An 18,877-nucleotide genomic window follows, 5' to 3' on the forward strand; every position below is an offset into this window, starting at 1 on the left:
GCACTGCGCCGGCCGTTTCGGGGCAGGGCAGCCGCGTGGCGGACGACGACCGGCACGCGCGCGTGCTCGACGACGGCGGCCACGCGCGTGTGAAGGACGGCGGAGCCCGGAGCCGTACGGAGTCCGAGGGCGGTCGTACGGAGTCCGAAGGCGGTCCTACGGAGGCCGAAGGCGGTCCTACGGAGTCCGAGGGCGTATGGGACGACGGGCTGATCGCCCGCCGCGTCACCGAGACCGGCACCAGCGCCGCCGAGCTCGTGCCCGTGGATCCCCGGCCCGCGCGGACCGTGCCCGTGCCGCCCCTCGCCTACGACGGACCGTTGCGGTCGCGGCTGGACGCGCTGCGCGAGCTGGTCGGCCTGTCCCGCACCCGGCTGGACAGCCGTACCCTCGCCGAGGCGGGCCGGGTCCTCGACGAGGCCGCGGCCCGTCGCAGGCTCTCCGGGCAGCACACCGTCGTGGCCATCGCGGGCGCCACGGGCAGCGGCAAGTCCCAGCTGTTCAACGCCCTGGCCGGCGTGGCCATCTCGGAGACCGGCGTACGCCGGCCGACCACGGCCGCGCCCATCGCGTGCAGCTGGAGCGACGGCGCCGCGAGCCTCATCGACCGGCTGGGCATCCCGGGACGGCTGCGCAGGCGCCCCCTGCAGGGCACCGACGCCGACCCGCAGCTGCGCGGACTGGTCCTGGTCGACCTGCCCGACCACGACTCGGCCGCCGTGCAGCACCGTGAACACGTGGACCGCATCCTCGGACTGGTCGACGCGGTCATCTGGGTCGTCGACCCGGAGAAGTACGCCGACGCCGTGCTCCACGAGCGCTATCTGCGGCCCATGGCCGGCCACGCGGAGATCATGTTCGTCGTCCTCAACCAGGTCGACCGGCTGCCCGGCGAGGCCGCCGACCAGGTCCTCGACGACCTGCGCCGGCTGCTCGACGAGGACGGGATCGCGCTCGGGGAGTACGGCGAACCGGGCGCGACCGTGCTCGCGCTGTCCGCGCTCACCGGCGACGGCGTCGGCGAACTGCGTGAGGCGCTCGGCGAGTTCGTGGCCGAGCGCGGGGCGGCGGTGCGGCGCATCTCGGCCGACGTGGACGCGGCGGCGACCCGCCTGCGGCCCGTCTACGCCACACGGCGGCGGGCCGGCCTGAGCGAGGAGGCGCGCGAGGAGTTCGCGGCCCGGCTGGCGGACGCGGTGGGCGCGGTCGCCGCGGGCGAGGCCGCCGAACGTGCCTGGCTGCGCAACGCGGGCCGTGCGTGCGGGACGCCGTGGCTGCGGCTGTGGCGCTGGCACCAGGACCGGCGCGAACCTCCCACCGGCCGGCTGCCCGTGCGTACACAGCCCGACGAGGAGGCGACCGCGCGGCAACGCGTGGAACAAGCGGTGCGTACGGTGGCCGACCGGGCCTCGGCAGGCCTGCCGGCGCCCTGGGCGCAGGCGGTGCGCGAGGCCGCCGTACGCGGGGCGCAGGGGTTGCCGGAGGCGCTGGACGACCTGGCGGCGCGGGCCGGGCTGCCACCCGGACGGCCGCCGCGGCCGGGCTGGTGGCCGGCGGCGGTCCTGGCGCAGGCGTCGATGACGATCCTCCAGGTCGTCGGAGGGCTGTGGCTGGTCGGCCAGATCGTGGGCGCCATGGCGCCGAACCTGGGGGTGCCGGTCCTGCTGATGATCGCCGGCATCATCGGCGGACCGCTCGTGGAACTGAGCTGCCGCATCGCGGCACGCGGACCGGCCCGGCGGTACGGCCAGGACGCGGAGCGCCGCCTCCGGGATGCGGCGGCGGGATGCGGCCGGGCCCGGGTGCTCGATCCGGTGGCGGCGGAGCTGCTGCGCTACCGGGAGGTGCGCGAGCAGTACGCGCGGGTCACAGGGGCGGGAGGAGGGTGAGCCCGGGGCGGGCATGGAGTCCGGCGGGGGGTGAAGGTCACCCGTCCGGGTGAGGGAGTTTTCCACAGGCGGGGGGTGGTCCACAGGGCCCAGCGGGCTCGTCCCGGCGGAGGCAGTCTGGTTCCGCGGCGATCGCGACGGACGCGGTCGGCGCGGCAGACGCAGCCGTACGGGACGGGCCCGTACGCGTGTCCGCCCGGCCGCGGCGGCCGGGTGAGGGAGGGAAGCACCGATGAACGAGACGATGATCTGCGCGGTGGGCAACGTGGCGACGCAGCCGATGTACCGGGACCCGGGGACGGGGATGTCCGCGAGGTTCCGCCTGGCGGTGACCGCGCGCTACTGGGACCGCGAGAAGAACGCCTGGACGGACGGGCACACCAACTTCTTCACGGTGTGGGCCAACCGGCAGCTCGCCGCGAACGCGATGGCGTCGCTGAGCGTCGGCGATCCCGTCGTCGTGCAGGGCCGGCTGAAGGTGCGCACGGACTCGCGGGACGGCAACACCCGCGCCTGGGCGGACATCGACGCAGTCGCGATCGGCCACGACCTGGCGCGGGGCACCTCGGCCTTCCGGCGCACCGGCAGGCCCGAGCCGGCAGCACCCACCCCGCCCGCACAGCCCGAGCCGAACTGGGAGACCCCTGTCAGGACCCCGGAGACGGGCCATGACACCGCGCCGCCCGTGGAATCGCCCGGGGACGCGAGCACCGAGGCGGAGAACGCCCCACAGCGGCGCGAACCGGCGGCGGTGACGTGACGGGACGTGCCGACAAGGCGTGCTGACGGCGGACGGCTGACGACTGACGACTGACGGGACGTGACTCGACGAACTGCGGCTTATCGGTGAGTGCGCTCGGCAACGTCCCGGTTGACGTACCGACAGGCCCGGTTCACCGGCAGTTGGTGGCGATAACGATTCCGATTCGGATCAGTTACCTGACGATCTGACAGCAAGCCGCGGTGCACGGGATCTTTAGGATGCCGGACATGGCTCGGTGAGCCCGGAGATTCTGCTGGTGGGACCGTACCCCCCACGTCAACGGGTCCTGCTCGGAGGGGAATTCTGTGTGTGCTTCGTACGCTGCGCCGTCCACGCGCAGCCCAGGGGTGGCCCGTCTGGCCGCCGCGACCCTGGTGTCCGGCCTCGTCGCCGCCGGTGTGCTGACCGCCGCCGGCCCGGCCGCCGCCGACGGGATGCCGCAGAGCCAGGGCGGGGCCACCGCCACCATGGGCGGCCTGAAGACCTACGGCACCGCCGTCGTCCGTGACGGGACCGGGAAGCACCAGGTGCCCGCGGGCCTGTTCGAGATGTCCGTGGACGGCGGCGGCACGCTGCAGACGTACTGCGTCGACCTGCACAACGCCACGCAGAAGGACGCCAAGTACCACGAGACGTCCTGGAGCGGCACCTCGCTCGGCGTCAACAAGAACGCCGGGAAGATCCGCTGGATCCTGCAGAACTCCTACCCGCAGGTGAACGACCTGGCGGCGCTCGCCACCAAAGCGGGGGTGAAGAACCTCACCGAGCAGGACGCGGCGGCCGGCACCCAGGTGGCCATCTGGCGCTACTCCGACAACGCGCGCGTCGACGCCGTCGACCCCCAGGCCGAGAAGCTCGCGGACTACCTGCAGCACAGCGCCCGCGACCTGGCCGAACCGCAGGCCTCGCTGACCCTGGACCCGCCCGCCGTCTCCGGCCGCCCCGGCGAGCGGCTGGGTCCGGTGACGGTGCACACCGACGCGAGCAGCGTCACGGTGACGCCCCCGGCGGACGCGGCCGCCACCGGCGTACGGATCGTCGACCGGCACGGCAAGCCGGTCACGGCCGCCAAGGACGGCACCCGCCTGTTCTTCGACATCCCCAAGGACACCTCCGACGGCGTATCCCCCGCGTCGGGCACGGCCGAGCTGACCGTCCAGGCCTCCACAACCGTGCCGGTCGGACGGGCCTTCGCCTCCGACAGCCGCAGCCAGACACAGGTCCTGGCCGGCTCCAGCGAGTCCACGGTCGCCGCGACCACGACCGCCACCTGGGCCGACGGGGGCGCGATACCCGCCCTGTCCGCGGCGAAGGACTGCGCCAAGGGCGGCCTGGACATCAAGGTGGCCAACAAGGGCACCGAGCCGTTCACCTTCGACCTGATGGGCGCCCAGCACACCGTCGCCGCGCGCACGACCCGGATGCTCACGATCCCCCTGCAGGAGGACCAGGCCTACGACTTCACGATCAAGGGCCCCAGCGGTCGCGGACAGCGCTTCACCGGCGTCCTCGACTGCCACACCCAGGGCAGCGAGGCGGGCCTGGCCGCCCAGACCCTCAGCGAACCGAGCCCGGTCACGGCCGGCGGCGGCTCCGGCGGCACCGACCTGGCGGACACCGGCGGCACCGACACCACCCCCCTGCTCGCCGCCATCGGCCTCAGCCTTCTGGTCCTGGGCGCCACGGTGCTGAGCATCGTCCACAAGAACAGGACCTCCCGGAACTGAGCCGGACCCGAGGCCGACGAACCTTGCCAACATGGTCGTGACCGGGTCGCTCTTCCGCTCTGTGGCGCACTGCCTCTTGTCCAACGGATGGGTCGACGGCGCTGTGCAGCTGGTCAGCGACGCAGCCGACTACCTCCCCCCGGCACTCCGGGACGCCAGCGCGGAATTCCTGTGGATCTACGGAACACTCTTCCTCGCCGGATCCATGGCAGCCGCGCGCGCCGACGACCGCGCCACCACTCGCGCATTCCTCGCCGAGGCGGACCAGGCAGCACACCGGCTCGGGCGGGACGCCAACCACATGTGGACCGCATTCGGACCCACGAACGTCGCCATCCACCGGGTCGCCACGGTGGCGGAACTGGGGGACATGCAGGTCGCCATGGATTTTGGCCCGCAGATCGATACCAGCGGACTACCGATCGAGCGGCGAACCCGCCACAACCTCGAAGTGGCCCGAGCACTCAGCGCGCGCAACCGGACCGGCGACGCCCTGTCGATGATCCTCGAAGCCGAGCAGTGGGCGCCGGAGCAGGCCCGGAGCCACTACCTCGCTCATGATCCGGTCCTCACCTGGGTGCGGAACCAGCGCGGCCGACCCAGCCGGAGATGGCGGAGCTCGCCGACCGGCTACATGTCGTCTGAGGTAGCTACGCTCGGCCACATGGCAGCGAGCGAGCACGAAGCGAAGATGGCGCATCCACGCATGGCCGCGGGCGCGCTTTTCTTTGATGCCGGCGGGCGCGTTCTCATGGTGCGGCCCACCTACAACGACCACTGGGACATCCCCGGCGGCTACGTCGAGATGGGAGAGTCGCCACTCCAAGCCGCCATCCGTGAGGTGAGGGAAGAGCTGGGCATCACTCCTCCGCTGGTGCGCTTGCTGGCCGTCGACTGGGCCCCGAACGACACCGAGGGTGACAAGGTGCTGTACCTCTTCGACGGCGGCCAGCTCCCGCCGGAGACTCTGGCCGGAATGACCTTGCAGGCCGACGAGCTGAAGAGCTTCGCGTTCCTGGCCCCCGACGAGGTGGCCGAGCGGACGATTCCGCGCCTGGCGCGACGGATCCTTGCCGCCATCGAGGCCCGATCGTCAGGAGCAGCACCGATCTACCTGGAGCATGGCCAGCAGCCGAACGGCGTTGCCGACGCTCAGTCGCCATACGTGAGATCCCTGCCACCGCTGGCCTCGATCAGCCAAGACAGCGAACCGCTGCCGAATGGCCAACCGTTGGTGGCTACCTCAACCCAGCCGCTGCCCGGCTCGTCTGACCCCGCCTCCCACCACCACCAGCTGCGGTCGTCGCCCATGCCCTCGTCGGTTGGGTCGAAGTAGTAGAGCCAGCCGGACAGCGTCCAAGGCCCTTGACTGAAGTCCGCCTTCTGCTCAGGCGTCATCGCCTGCCACTTCCGGAGCCAGGCCTGGGCGTCGAATGACAGGCCAGCCCCCGACTCCGCGTGCTCCGGTGCACACCGCTGCACGAACCCCGCCGGCAGCAGCTCCGACCACCGCTCGAAGGCGGGCCAGTCATCCGTCCGCTCGACCACAGACGTCAGCACGGCACGGGCATCAGCGATGACCCGTGCCGGATTCTCGGCGGTGAACCGGACCCGCACGAGAAACGGCCTCTGCTGACTGTCATCAGCTCCGAGACCGGACCGCAGACGCCGAAGCTCGCCCTTGATGATCTCCACGGCGAAGAAGTGTGCACTGCCACCGGCTTGGCCGCACGCGAAAAAGGCCAGTCGAATGCGTGTCGAAGTCGGCATGCGAGGCTGCTCAAGTCCGTACAACTGCCCAGGTCGGTGGACCACTGCGGGCAAACCAGAAGTGCGCCTTCTAAGCGCCTGACCAGCCGCTGGGAAGCGAAGCCCCCGCCAGGGGGCAGAATCTCCCTCCCAACGCCGAGCGCCCTCCCGAGCCGTCTTCGGGCCGTGGAAGGGCGCTCAATGGTGACCGACGTCGACAGGTGCCGACAGCTCGGTAGCGAGTCACAGCAGTGATCGATTAGGCGGCGGCAGGTCACGGCCGCCGGTGATCAGTTGTGGCTGTGCTGAGGAGCTGCCCTCGGGTTCACCGGAAGTGAGATCGTGTTCGATCACGGCCGAGAAGTCTCCGGATCAGCAAGAACGTGCCTACGGCGATCAAGGCGACCCCTACGAGGGTCAAGGCCACCCCGATAGCGATCAGAAACGTCCCGATAAGGACCAGAAGCGCCCCAATCAGAACCAAGAGTGTCCCGATGATGAGGAGAAAGATCGCGAGGACGGTCACGGTTGTCTCCTGTCCTCCCTCCCGATGGGACTCCTTCCCTCGCTTCCGTGGAAACACTCTGCTTGAGGATCACCGACGGCTTGCCACGGCCAAGAGGTCAGCCTGGTCACGTCCGCCGGTGTCAATCAGAACCCGCGCTGGGCCGTCCCTGGGCCGTCCGAGGCTCCCCGAGGCCGACCAACGGCGACCGACAGTGACAGGCGAGCCGCAGCCCCCCACCAGCGAAACCCCAGGTCACGGGCCTCCGGCCTTACTGGTTTCCGCTACGGGGTGGCGGTCAGGCAAGATGGGATGTATCTGCCCACTGCCAGATTCAAGCTGCCGGACGGTTTCTCTTGGCTGAGTTCATTTACACCATGCGCAAGGCGCGCAAGGCGCACGGCGACAAGGTGATCCTCGACGACGTCACCCTGAGCTTCCTTCCGGGTGCCAAGATCGGCGTCGTCGGCCCGAACGGTGCCGGTAAGTCGACCGTGCTGAAGATCATGGCGGGGTTGGAGCAGCCGTCCAACGGTGACGCGTTCCTGTCGCCCGGCTACAGCGTCGGCATCCTGCTGCAGGAGCCCCCGCTGAACGAGGAGAAGACGGTCCTGGAGAACGTCCAGGAGGGCGTCGCCGGGATCAAGGGCAAGCTCGACCGGTTCAACGAGATCGCCGAGCTGATGGCGACCGACTACTCCGACGCGCTGCTCGACGAGATGGGCAAGCTCCAGGAGGACCTCGACCACGCCAACGCCTGGGACCTCGACGCCCAGCTCGAGCAGGCCATGGACGCCCTCGGGTGCCCCCCGGGCGACTGGCCCGTCACCAACCTCTCCGGTGGTGAGAGGCGCCGTGTCGCGCTGTGCAAGCTGCTGCTGGAGCAGCCCGACCTGCTGCTGCTGGACGAGCCCACCAACCACCTCGACGCCGAGTCGGTGAACTGGCTGGAGCAGCACCTGGCCAAGTACGAGGGCACCGTCGTGGCCATCACCCACGACCGGTACTTCCTGGACAACGTCGCCGAGTGGATCCTCGAGCTCGACCGCGGCCGCGCCTACCCCTACCAGGGCAACTACTCCACCTACCTGGAGACCAAGTCCGCCCGTCTGAAGGTCGAGGGCCAGAAGGACGCCAAGCGGCAGAAGCGGCTCAAGGAAGAGCTGGAGTGGGTCCGCTCCAACGCCAAGGGGCGCCAGGCCAAGTCCAAGGCCCGTCTCGCGCGGTACGAGGAGATGGCCGCCGAGGCCGAGAAGATGCGGAAGCTGGACTTCGAGGAGATCCAGATCCCGCCGGGGCCGCGCCTGGGCAACGTCGTCGTCGAGGTCAACGACCTGCACAAGGCCTTCGGCGAGAAGATCCTCGTGGACGGCCTGTCCTTCACGCTGCCGCGCAACGGCATCGTGGGCGTCATCGGCCCGAACGGCGCCGGCAAGACCACCCTGTTCAAGATGATCCAGGGCCTGGAGTCGGCGGACACCGGCGACATCAAGGTCGGCGAGACCGTCAAGATCTCCTACGTCGACCAGGGGCGCGCCAACATCGACCCCAAGAAGACGCTGTGGGAGGTCGTGTCCGACGGGCTCGACTACATCAACGTCGGCCAGGTCGAGATGCCGTCCCGGGCGTACGTCTCCGCCTTCGGGTTCAAGGGCCCGGACCAGCAGAAGCCGGCGGGCATCCTCTCCGGCGGTGAGCGCAACCGGCTGAACCTCGCCCTCACCCTGAAGCAGGGCGGCAACCTGCTGCTCCTCGACGAGCCCACCAACGACCTCGACGTCGAGACGCTCTCCAGCCTGGAGAACGCGCTGCTGGACTTCCCGGGCTGCGCCGTGGTCGTCTCCCACGACCGCTGGTTCCTCGACCGCGTGGCCACCCACATCCTGGCCTACGAGGGCGACTCCAGGTGGTTCTGGTTCGAGGGCAACTTCGAGTCGTACGAGAAGAACAAGATCGAGCGGCTGGGACCGGACGCCGCGCGTCCGCACCGGGCCACCTACAAGAAGCTGACCCGGGGCTGATCCAGCAGATGCGCCACACATACCGCTGCCCGCTGCGCTGGGCGGACATGGACGCGTACGGCCACGTCAACAACGTGGTGTTCCTCCGCTATCTGGAGGAGGCCCGTATCGACTTCCTGTTCCGCCCGGACAAGGATTTCCAGCAGGGGTCCGTGGTGGCGCGCCACGAGATCGACTACAAGCGGCAGCTCGTCCACCGGCACGAGCCGGTGGACATCGAGCTGTGGGTGACGGAGGTCAGGGCGGCCTCCTTCACCCTCGGCTACGAGGTCAAGGACGGCGACCAGATCTACGTCCGGGCGTCGACGGTGATCGTGCCGTTCGACTTCGAGGCCCAGCGGCCGCGCCGGATCACCGCGGAGGAGCGGGCGTTCCTCCAGGAGTACATGGACGGGGCCGAGGACCGCGCGGACGAGTCAGAGGAGGAGGCCGTCGCCGCATGACGGTGCTTCACCTCGCCGACGAGACGGAGGCGGCGGACCTCGCCGCCTTCCTCTCCCGGCTGCTCCACTACGACCGCGCCGCGGCCGTGCGCCTGCAGGCGGCCGGAACGGCGCTGGCGGTGTTCGGACGGCCGGCGTCCTTCGAGGTGCTGGCGGTACGCGCGGTGCGTCTGGCCAAGCCCTACGAGAAGGGGCTGGACATCACCCTCGACGTGACCGTCTCCGCGGGTGAACTCCTGGAGTCGGTCGACGAGTCGGCGGCCACGGCCGCCGTGCCCGCCTCGGTGACCGGGCCGCCGTGGGCGGGCGTGCTGCCGCCGCGCGGCGGCTGGCGACCGGAGCCGGGACTGCCCCCGGTGGGCTCCCTGCGTTCCCTGGTGACCGCCGCCGTCGCCGAGTTCCGCTCCCGTACGCAGGAGTTGGCGCCCGAGCTGCGTACGCGCGGCGAGCTCGACCGGATCGGGCGGGAGATCTGGTCCCGGACGGTCGGCCGGACCCGGCTGCCGGTGCGGGCCGTGCACGCGGCGCAGTCACTGGGCTTCCTGCGCCCCGCGTCGGCCGCAGCCGAGGCCGAGGCGGAGGGCGGCGCCGGAACCGAGGGCGGTCTCGCGCTGTTCTCCTCGGGCGCCTGGCTCCGTCTGCGCACTCCGTACGGGTCGATCGCCGTACGGCAGGCGGGCCTCGGCACCCTGGGCGTCAGCGTCCGCTGAACCCTCCCGGTCGGCTGTGGCCCCACAGGTGAAGCCTCGGGTCAGCCGCTCGCGCTGTCGTCCGGCCACACGGCGATGTGGTCCTGCTCCAGTTCCAGCGCCACCCGGTCGCGCATGCCGAGGGCCTGGGTGTACTCGGCGGGCAGCTGGAGGCGGCCGGCGCGGTCCAGCATGGCGTACTCGCGGCTCACCAGCCGCTCGTCACCGGTCGCCGCGTCCACCTCGCTGCGGCGCAGCACCTCCGTGGACGTGCGTCCGTCACGGATGGCGACGGTGCGGCGGACCTCGCCGGCCACCGCCTGGTCGTGGGTGACGATCACGATGGTGGTGCCCAGCTGCTCGTTGGCCGTGCGGAAGGCGGCGAAGATCTGCTCGCCGGTGTGGGAGTCCAGTTCGCCGGTGGGCTCGTCGGCGAGCAGCACCGCCGGGTTGTTGGCCAGGGCCACCGCGATCGCGACGCGCTGCTGCTGACCGCCGGACATCTGGTGGGGGCGCCGGTCACGGCAGTCGCCGACGTCCAGCATCTCCAGCAGTTCCAGTGCGCGTTCGGCCTTGGCGCGGCGGCCGCGTCCCAGGGCCCCGGACAACTGCATGGGCAGGGTGACGTTCTGCGCGGCGGTCAGATACGGCAGCAGGTTGCCGGAGGTCTGCTGCCAGACGAAACCGACGACCTCGCGGCGGTAGCGCAGCCGGTCCTTCGCGGTCATGGCGAGCAGGTCGTGGTCCGCGACCCGGGCCGCGCCGGCGGTGGGGGTGTCCAGGCCGGCGAGGATGTTCATGAGGGTGGACTTGCCGCTGCCGGAGGCGCCGACGAGGGCCATGAGCTCACCCTCGCGGACCAGGAGGTCCAGCCCCTGGAGCGCCTGCACCTCCACTCCGTCCGCGGAGAAGATCCGGACCAGGCGGTCGCAGCTGATCAGGGCGTCGTGGCCGTAGGCGGGCCGGGTGCGGTCCGCGGTGGCGCGCCGGGCCAGATCGGCGAGGGTGGGTTGCGTCGTCATCGGGAAGCTCCTGCACGAGGGCTACGGCTACGGCTACGGCGGTCAGGGCGGCTGCGCCGGTCCTGGGGGCCGGGGCGGCTGCGGCGGACCGGGCGGCTACGGTGGCCACAGAGGGCCGGGCGGCTACGGTGACCACAGCGGACCGGGCGGATGAGGCGGCGGTCGCGGCCAAGGTGTTCCAGCGGGCTCATCTCGCGTCCCCCGCCCGCAACTCCCGTACCGAGCCCCGGCGGGACGTCCACCATGCCTGCACGACGGCGACGGCGACCGCCAGCAGCAGCACCGCCACCGCCGGGAGGACCAGCGACAGCGGATCGGTCCGCAGCGCGTTCTGGCCGACGGAGGCCGCGCTCGACGGCAGGGCGATGCCGGTCAGGTCGATGCCGGGGGAGAGCAGCCGGATGGTGGCCCAGCCCGTCAGCGTGCCGCCCGCCGCGGCGAGCAGGGCCTGCGGAAGGGACTCCAGCACGAGCAGACGCCGGCCCTGGGCGCGGGTGAGGCCCATCGTGCGCAGACGGGCGAGGAGGGCCGCGCGCTCGGGGGCGGCGCGCAGCAGCGCGAGGAGCAGCGCCAGCACCGCGTAGCCGGCGCCGGCCGCGACGGCCGCCGTGTAGATGCGCTCGGCGCCGGACTGCAGGGGCGAGTCGACGTACCGGGCCCGCTCGGCGGACCGCAGCTGCACGGTCGCGTCCTTGCCGGCCGCCCGGCGCAGGGCGTCCGCGTCCGGATGGCCGCCGGTCACCAGCAGCGCAGTGGTGCGGGCCGCCTCGCGGCTCATCCCGGCCCGGTCCACGATCAGGAAGTCGGTGCCGACCACGGCCGGGGTGCGGTCCCGGACCAGGGTGATCCGGACGGTGACAGTGGTGCTGTCGTCCAGCCGGAGCGGGAAGGGCCGTGTGCCGTAGGTCCTGGCGACCGACGGGGAGGCCAGCGCCGGCAGCGGGGTCCGGCCGCCGTCGGTCGGCCGCCTCAGCCGCTCCTGCGGGAACGCGCCGAGCCCGGTACGGCGGGACAGGGCCGCGTAGTCGGCGGGGACGACGCCCGCGACGGTCACCGAGGTCAGGTTGGCGCCCGCCCTGGCCTGGTAGTTGGCGCTCACTTCGGCCAGGCCGTCGACCCCCGGTGCCCGGCGGACCGTGCCGGCCAGCCCGTCCGGCAACGCGCCGATCGACTCGATGCGGGCGTCCGCGCCCACGGTGAGCAGGGCCGCGTGGTCACGGGCGTCGGCGACCCCCGCCAGCACCGAGCCGCCGAAGGCGGCCGTGGTGAGCGCGGTCAGCAGCGCCAGCAGGGGCAGCACCGCGGAGACGGAGGTACGGCCCGCCCGGGCCAGCGACAGATGGCCCACCGCCCCGCGCAGCCGGCCCGCCGGGCGGGTCAGCCAGCGCAGCGGCAACGGATACAGGCGGACCAGGACCAGGGCCGCGATCACACCCACCAGCACCGGGGCCAGCGACACCAGTTGGTCCCCGGACGTGCCCGACCCGGCACCCCCCGCACCGCCGGACGCCGCCGACGCACCCGCTCCGCCGGTCAGGCCCCTGCGGCGCAGCGCCTCCACCGCTCCGGCCGCGATCACCAGCAGCGTGAGCTCGGCGACCGTACGGCGCCGGGAGGGACGTACCGACACCGTGTCCTCGCGCGGGCCGTGGACGCGGACCGCGCGGTGCGCGACCGCCGCCCGCAGGGGCAGCGCCGCGCAGGCCACGGCGGTGACCGCGCCGGCCGCGAGGACCGCGGGCAGGCGGCGGGCCCCGGGGAAGGCGAACAGGGCCGCGGCGAGTCCGGCCGTCCCGGCGGGCACGGCGACCACGGCCGTCTCCGCCAGCAGCCGCCCGGACAGGCCGCGCAGGGAGGCACCGCGGGCGCGCAGCAGGGCGAGTTCGGCGCGGCGGCGGTCGGCGGCGAGACCGCCGGCCATCAGCAGGACGACGCCGGCGACCGCCGCGCTGCCGAACGCGGCCACCGCCACCAGCGGGCCGATGCCCGAGCTGAGCCGGTCGTAGCCGGCGAGCACGTCGTCGAGTTCGGTACTCACCTGCGTGGCCGGATCGGTGGCCTCGCGCACCTGTCCGAGGCCCGGGCCGGACTCCAGGGCGGCGACCGACGCTTTCAGCCCTTCGAGGTCGCGGGCGTGCAGGGCGCCGGTGTCGGGGGCCACCTGCCAGTAGCGGACCGGTTTTCCTTCGGTGGCCAGCAGGGCGGGCGCCGCCTCGGGCGGCAGGAGCAGGGCGCCGAGCCAGTAGTACATGGGGTCGCCCGCGCCGGGAACGCGCGCCAGGTTCGGGGTGCGCAGCAGGGGCTGGGCGGACCAGTAGGCACCGGAGGCCTCGCGCGGCTCGACGATGCCGGTGACGCGGACGGCGAGCGGCGGCCGGGACACGGCGGGCACGTGGACGACCGAACCGACCTTGACGTGCAGGCTCCTGGCCGTCTCCACGGTCACGGCGGCCTCCACCTCGGCCGTCTCGGCCGTCACGTGGCCGCTCGTGCGCGGCATCCGGCCGGTGCGCAGCGAGGAATGTGCGGCGAGTCCGCTCTGCGCGACCAGGCGCATCTTGGCGGGGATGCCGTTGGGCCGGGGTATCCACCGGTCGGGGACGGGGAGGGCCTCGCTGGTCTGCACCCCGTACGACGACTGGTCGGCGTCGGCGACGAGCGGCTGTCCGACGGCGCGGAGGACGTCGGCGTACTGGCGCTGAAGGGCCGGCGGGAGCACCGCCTGTTCCCGCTGCAGGGACGGCCGCTGAAGGCCGGGCGGAGGGGCGACCACGGTCAGGTTGGTGCGGCGCGGGGCGGCCTGCTCGGCGGCCCGGACCAGGCCGGCGTCCTCGTACCGGTCGAGCGCCCGCGGGAACGCGGCGGCCAGGCACGCGGTGAGCGCGACCAGCAGGGCGAGGGCGGCGGCGGCACCCGGCGCGGTGCGCAGCCGCACGCGGACCCAGGAGGGAGCGATCCTGTTCAGCTCACTCACCTCCGCGGTCTCGAAGGGACACCGCCGGGTCGGCCCGGCGCAGGGTCAGCGCCGCCGTGACGACCAGCGGTGCGGCGGCGACGGCCGCCAGCAGCAGCACCACCCGGGCGACCGGCAGTTCCACCAGCACCTCCGGCACCGGTTTCGTGGCCTGCCCGGTCAGCGTGATCAGCGGGATGACGGCCCGGGTCAGTACGCCGCCCAGGGCCACGCCGACCAGCAGTGCCAGGGCCACCAGCACACCCTGTTCGGCGGCGAGCATGCGGGCCAGCTGGCGGCGCGGGGCGCCCAGGGCCCGCAGCACGGCGAACTCGGCGTCCCGCTCCCGCAGCGCCCCGGCCGCGCTCACCGCGAAGCCGACCGCGGCCAGCGCCGCCGCGATCACGGCCGCGGCGGTGAACGCCGCCGCGGGCCCGGCGCCGAACGGGTCGTCGCGCAGCTGGTCGGCTGTCTCGTCGCGCACGACGACCTGCGCCGGTTCGACGTCGGGCAGGGCCCGCAGGCCGGCGGCGACGTCCGCCGCGCGGAGCGGGTCCGTGCGCAGCCACCACTCGGTGGGCGCGGCGCTGTCGCCGTAGCGGGACTGGAGCAGCCGGTTCACCGACCGCAGGTCCATCAGCAGGCCTCCGCCGTCGTGTGCCGCGTCCGGGGCGCCGCCCTGGTTCGGACCGATGGCCGTGGTCGGCAGCGCCCGTACCGAACCGGTGATCCGGACCGGGACGTTCCGGCCGGCGAAGGTCACGTCCACGCGCTGGCCCGGGCGCGCGCCCGCGGCGGTGAGGAAGCGGTCGGTCGCCAGGGCCGTGATCTCCGGCTGCGCGGGCTGCGTCACCTGGAGCCGCACGGACACCGAGCCCAGCACCCAGGGCTCGTCGTGGGGTACGTAGCCGGTGCCGTAGGAGACGGTCAGCGGGCCGGACGAGGTCACCCGCGGCGTGGTCGGGGCGGTGCTGCCGTCGGGGGAGGCGCTCACGTCGTCGGTGCCGTCCAGGGCCGCGGTCCAGGCGGTCGGCAGCCGCAGCGCCCTGGCCTTGCCGTCGCCGCCGGTGGCCTCCACCTTCGAGACGGTGAGGCGGTGCTGCTCGGCCTTGTCGATGGGCTGGATGAGCCCCAGGTCGATTCCGGTCAGCGTCAGCTGGCCCGCGGCGGCGGGCAGGGCCAGGTCCAGTCGGTGGGCGCGGCCGTCGGTCGGCAGCGCCTTCAGCGGCATCCGGTACGGGACGCCGTAGCGGTCCTCCAGGGTGACCGCCAGGTCCACCGAATCCGCCGCGGCGCGCGCACCCCTCGGGCTTCCGGTGCGCCCCGGCGCGGAGCTCGCCGAGCTGTGGAGGGCGGCCGTCAGCCGCAGCCGGCCCGTGCCCGCGGGCAGCTTCAGTCCGGCCGTCGCGGTCCTGGGCGTGAGCCGTGCCAGCAGCGGCCGCACCGGCTCGGACGCCAGGTCGCGGCGCATCAGCACCGAGCCGGCGGCGCCCGTGGTGTCCAGCGCGAGCACGGTCGCGGTGCGGTCGCCGGACAGCGGGAGCGTGGTGCGCACGGCGGGCGCGACGGCCCGGACGTGCGGGACGGCCGCGTAGCTCTCGGTGCGGCCCAGCCCGCCCTCCCCGGCGGCCAGCACCCGCACCGGCGCTCCGGCCAGGAAGTCGGCCTGGTCGTCCTGCGAACGGTCCCAGGAGGCGCCCTGACCGATCGCCAGCATGCCCAGCGCGATGGCCAGGACGAGCAGCAGCACCGGACCCGCGCCGCGCATCGGGCGACGGCTGAACTGCCAGCCCGCCAGCGCGGTCGGCAGTCCGCGCCCGCCGGCCGCCCGCCGCTCGGCGAGCCGGGCCACCGGCGGCAGCAGGCGCAGCGTCAGTACCGTGCCGGCCAGCAGGGCGAGCGCGGGCGCGGTGACGAGCAGCGGGTCGATGCCGAGGGCCCCGGTGCGGTCGCCGCCGACCGCGCCGGAGGACTGCTGGTTCAGCTGCCAGTAGGCGACGGCGGCGATCGCCAGCAGCCCGACGTCCGCTCCGGCGCGCAGCGGCGCGGGCAGTGACCGGGCCCGGCGGAGCACCGCGAACGACGACGTCAGCGCGGGCAGCGTCACCGCCAGCGCGCAGCCCAGCGCCACCCCCGCCGTCACCAGCCACACCCCGGGCCGCCCGGTCGCCGAGACGTCCGGGCGCAGTCCGATCCTGGCCAGCGGGCCCTGCTCCGCCAGCAGCCCGGTCAACGGCCCGGCCAGCAGCGGCGCGCACGCCACGGCGGGCACGGCCAGCAGCAGCGCCTCCGTGGCCGCGAGGCCGGCGAGCCGCGCCCGGGAGCCGCCACGCGCCCGCAACAGGCGCGTCTCACCGGCGCGTTCGCTGCTCAGCAGCCGCGCCACCAGCAGCAGCGCGTAACCCGCGAGCAGCGCCAGTTGCAGCGCGGCGATCAGCAGGGTCGAGCGGGCGACGAGCAGCGAGCGGTCGATCCGGTCCAGCACGCCGGGCAGCCCGGTCCTCACGTCCGGGGTGGCGCCCAGTCCGGGGGTCTTGCGCAGGCTCGCGGCGCCCTCGCGGACCGCGCCGCGCAGCGCGCCGATCCGTCCGGTGGTCAGCGCCGAGAAGTCCGCCGACGCCAGCCAGGCGGATTGGCCCGCGCTCACTCTCCCGCCGGCGAGGACGCCGGGGTCGGCCAGCAGCGGGCCGTACGTGGTGAAGTCGACCTTGCGGACACCGCGCCCGCCGAGGTCGTCCAGCTGCCAGTACGTTCCGTCGGCGCGGGCGGGCCGGTACAGGCCGGTGATCGTCACACGGGCCTTCGCACCGCCGAGCCGGTCGGTCAGGGTGAGCCGGGCGCCCGGCCGCAGACCCAGGCGCCGCGCGGCGGTCTCGGGCAGCGCGGCCTCCAGGTCCGTCGCCGCCGCGCCCTGCCCCGTGCCCTGCGGGAGGCGCCCGGAGACGAGCCGTACCTCGGCGGGGTCGAGGGCCGCGAAGTATGTCAGATCCGGGTCTCCGGAGCGGTCCGCGGCGGGTTGCAGCGAGCGGGGGAGGGCGTACGGGCCGGACCGTGTCAGGGTGCGCACGGTCACCGGCAGTCCGTCGAACGCCGTACGGGCCCGCTCGCGTACGGCGGCGTCGGCGGCCGGGCGTCCGGCGGGCGGTACGTCGGCCTTGACGACCAGGGTGGTGCCGGCCGCGTCCCGGGGATCGCGCAGCGAGTGGCGCAGCGCGGCGTCGCCGATCGCGCCGGAGTAGGCGGTGAGTGTCGCCAGCACGGCCGTGGTGAGCAGGACCGTGAGCAGCGCGGCGGCCAGCAGCAGCCGGTGCGCGCGCGCCCGCAGCAGGACGAATCCCGTGAACCCCGCCACCCGGCTCCCCCCGCGGTTGTCCAGACCACCTCCGGGTGATGCTGTCAGAGGTGCGGGGCCTCGGGTAAGCGCTTGTAGCCCCAGCTTGATCGGATCGTGACCGGAATGCGGCGCCGGATGACCGGAATTCGGGCCTCCGTGTGCGGCCGGGGACGGGGCCGGGTGGCTCGGCCGGCGTGCGGCCGACGGGTCAGTCGGGCGTGTTGACCATGGACGCGGCCGCGTAGGTCAGGTAGTTCCACAGCGTCCGCTCGTGCTCCTCGGACAGGCCCAGCTCGTCGACGGCGGCCCGCATGTGCCGCAGCCAGGCGTCGTGTGCCGCCCGGTCCACCCTGAAGGGCGCGTGCCGCATGCGCAGCCTCGGGTGGCCGCGCCGTTCGCCGTACGTCGTCGGACCGCCCCAGTACTGGATCAGGAACAGCCGGAGCCGCTCCTCGGCCGGACCCAGGTCCTCCTCGGGGTACATGGCCCGCAGCTCGGGATCGCCGGCGACCCCCTCGTAGAAACGGTGGACCAGCCGGCGGAAGGTCTCCTCCCCACCGACCTGCTCGTAGAACGTCTGCTCCTGAAGCGTGCCGCGCCGAATCTCATTCACCGTTCCATCGTCTCAGACGGCCGGACCGAGGACGCGGGACCCAGGACGCGGGACCAGGACCACCGTCGGTGCTCGCCTCGGGCCCCCTGGGGCAGGACAGTGGAGGCATGGGCGCGCACACAGGTGAAAAGGAACACGAGAGCCGCAGAATCCGCAAAGGGCGCGAAGCCGGCGAGGGCAGGGGCGGCGTGGACCCGGAGGGGCTCGCCGCCGTGGCGCGGGAGGCGCTGGTGCGGGAGATCGACGCGAGTGGCGCCTGGTCGTCCGATCCGGTCTGGCGCGAGGCGTTCGCCGCCGTGCCGCGGCACCTGTTCGTGCCGTACTACTACGTGGGCGTCATGGGCGGGTACGAGCGGCGCTGGGGCGAGAGCCCGGAGGCGAAGGCGCGCGAGCGCTGGCTGTGGGGCGCCTACGAGGACGCCCCGCTGGCCACCCGGCTGCGCGACGGGGAGCTGGTCTCCTCCAGCAGCCGGCCCTCGCTCATGGCGCAGATGCTGGCGGAGCTGCGGGTGGCGGACGGCCACCGGGTCCTGGAGATCGGCGCGGGCACCGGCTACAACGCGGCCCTGCTCGCCCACCGGCTCGGCGACGACGACCTGGTCACCACCATCGACCTCGACCCGGAGATCACCGAGTCGGCACGCCGGCACCTGGCCGCCGCGGGCCACCACCCGTCCGTCGTCACCGGCGACGGCGCCCGCGGGGTACCCGAACGCGCCCCCTTCGACCGGATCATCGCCACCTGCGCGCTGCCGTCCATCCCGCGTGCCTGGCTCGCCCAGTGCCACCCGGGCGCCCGGATCCTGACGCCGATCGCCACCGGCCTGGTCGCCCTGACGGTGCGGGACGCCGCCCACGCCGAGGGTGCCTTCCTGGCCTTGCCCGCCTTCTTCGTGCCGCTGCGCGGCGAGGGCAGGCCCGAACCGCGGCCCCCGCGCCTGGACGGGCTGCCGACGCGGGCGCGCGAGGACGAGCTGTTCCGCTTCCTGCTGGCCCTGACCCGCGGCGGCCTCGACCCCGGCGACGCATACGCCCTGTGGGAGCACGAGGGACGCCCGGGCCGCGAACGCTACGGGATCACGGTGAACGGCGAGCAGGTGTGGGCGTGGCTGGACGACCCGGAGGGGCCGTACACCTGGCCCCTTCCGGGCTGACCGTGGGGCCCGCAC

12 protein-coding genes are annotated in these 18,877 nt (G+C 73.4%); 8 read left to right on the forward strand and 4 right to left on the reverse strand.

Annotated elements, in window-relative coordinates:
* Positions 1-35 precede the first annotated feature (35 nt).
* The 7 genes from R2S09_RS05380 to R2S09_RS05410 all read left to right on the forward strand — a co-directional run bounded on the left by R2S09_RS05380 (position 36) and on the right by R2S09_RS05410 (position 9,807).
* Complete coding sequence (locus R2S09_RS05380) at positions 36-1,889, forward strand: YfjP family GTPase (protein ID WP_316740003.1); 1,854 nt, start codon at positions 36-38, stop codon at positions 1,887-1,889.
* Between the two features lie 232 nt (positions 1,890-2,121).
* Complete coding sequence (locus R2S09_RS05385; protein ID WP_306189983.1) at positions 2,122-2,649, forward strand: single-stranded DNA-binding protein; 528 nt, start codon at positions 2,122-2,124, stop codon at positions 2,647-2,649.
* 308 nt (positions 2,650-2,957) lie between these two features.
* Positions 2,958-4,379: a TQXA domain-containing protein gene (locus R2S09_RS05390; RefSeq protein ID WP_399143919.1), complete on the forward strand. Its 1,422-nt coding sequence runs from the start codon at positions 2,958-2,960 to the stop codon at positions 4,377-4,379.
* Positions 4,380-4,410: 31 nt separating this feature from the next.
* Positions 4,411-5,715, forward strand: coding sequence for an NUDIX hydrolase (locus tag R2S09_RS05395; protein ID WP_316740004.1), 1,305 nt, complete (start codon positions 4,411-4,413; stop codon positions 5,713-5,715).
* 1,274 nt (positions 5,716-6,989) lie between these two features.
* Entirely contained in the window at positions 6,990-8,654 is a 1,665-nt protein-coding gene (gene ettA / locus R2S09_RS05400; protein WP_306190101.1) for an energy-dependent translational throttle protein EttA, read from the forward strand.
* An 8-nt stretch (positions 8,655-8,662) separates the two neighbouring features.
* Positions 8,663-9,097: a thioesterase family protein gene (locus R2S09_RS05405; protein ID WP_306190102.1), complete on the forward strand. Its 435-nt coding sequence runs from the start codon at positions 8,663-8,665 to the stop codon at positions 9,095-9,097.
* Complete coding sequence (locus tag R2S09_RS05410) at positions 9,094-9,807, forward strand: hypothetical protein (protein ID WP_306190104.1); 714 nt, start codon at positions 9,094-9,096, stop codon at positions 9,805-9,807. Before R2S09_RS05405 ends, R2S09_RS05410 begins: the two co-directional genes overlap by 4 nt.
* 41 nt (positions 9,808-9,848) lie before the next feature.
* Here the strand turns inward: R2S09_RS05410 and R2S09_RS05415 are convergent, their stop codons facing one another.
* From R2S09_RS05415 to R2S09_RS05430, 4 genes are all read right to left on the reverse strand, one after another.
* Positions 9,849-10,808 carry an ABC transporter ATP-binding protein gene (locus tag R2S09_RS05415; RefSeq protein WP_316740005.1) on the reverse strand — a complete coding sequence of 320 codons (960 nt, stop codon included), beginning with the start codon at positions 10,806-10,808 and terminating at the stop codon, positions 9,849-9,851.
* 187 nt (positions 10,809-10,995) lie between these two features.
* Entirely contained in the window at positions 10,996-13,782 is a 2,787-nt protein-coding gene (locus R2S09_RS05420; RefSeq protein WP_316740006.1) for an FtsX-like permease family protein, read from the reverse strand.
* On the reverse strand, positions 13,775-17,113 hold the full coding sequence (locus tag R2S09_RS05425) for an ABC transporter permease (protein WP_316740007.1): 3,339 nt from the start codon (positions 17,111-17,113) through the stop codon (positions 13,775-13,777). The genes R2S09_RS05420 and R2S09_RS05425 overlap by 8 nt, the downstream gene beginning before the upstream one ends.
* Positions 17,114-17,303: 190 nt before the next feature.
* Positions 17,304-17,708, reverse strand: coding sequence for a globin (locus R2S09_RS05430; protein ID WP_306190109.1), 405 nt, complete (start codon positions 17,706-17,708; stop codon positions 17,304-17,306).
* Between the two features lie 107 nt (positions 17,709-17,815).
* On the opposite strand from R2S09_RS05430, the gene R2S09_RS05435 reads away from it, so the two are divergent.
* Positions 17,816-18,862 (forward strand): methyltransferase domain-containing protein, encoded by a 1,047-nt coding sequence (locus R2S09_RS05435; RefSeq protein ID WP_316740008.1) that lies wholly within the window; start codon positions 17,816-17,818, stop codon positions 18,860-18,862.
* Positions 18,863-18,877: the final 15 nt, after the last annotated feature.

Origin of the sequence: Streptomyces sp. MK7 (assembly GCF_032658145.1) — a bacterium.
Classification (GTDB): Bacteria; Actinomycetota; Actinomycetes; order Streptomycetales; family Streptomycetaceae; genus Streptomyces; species Streptomyces spiralis.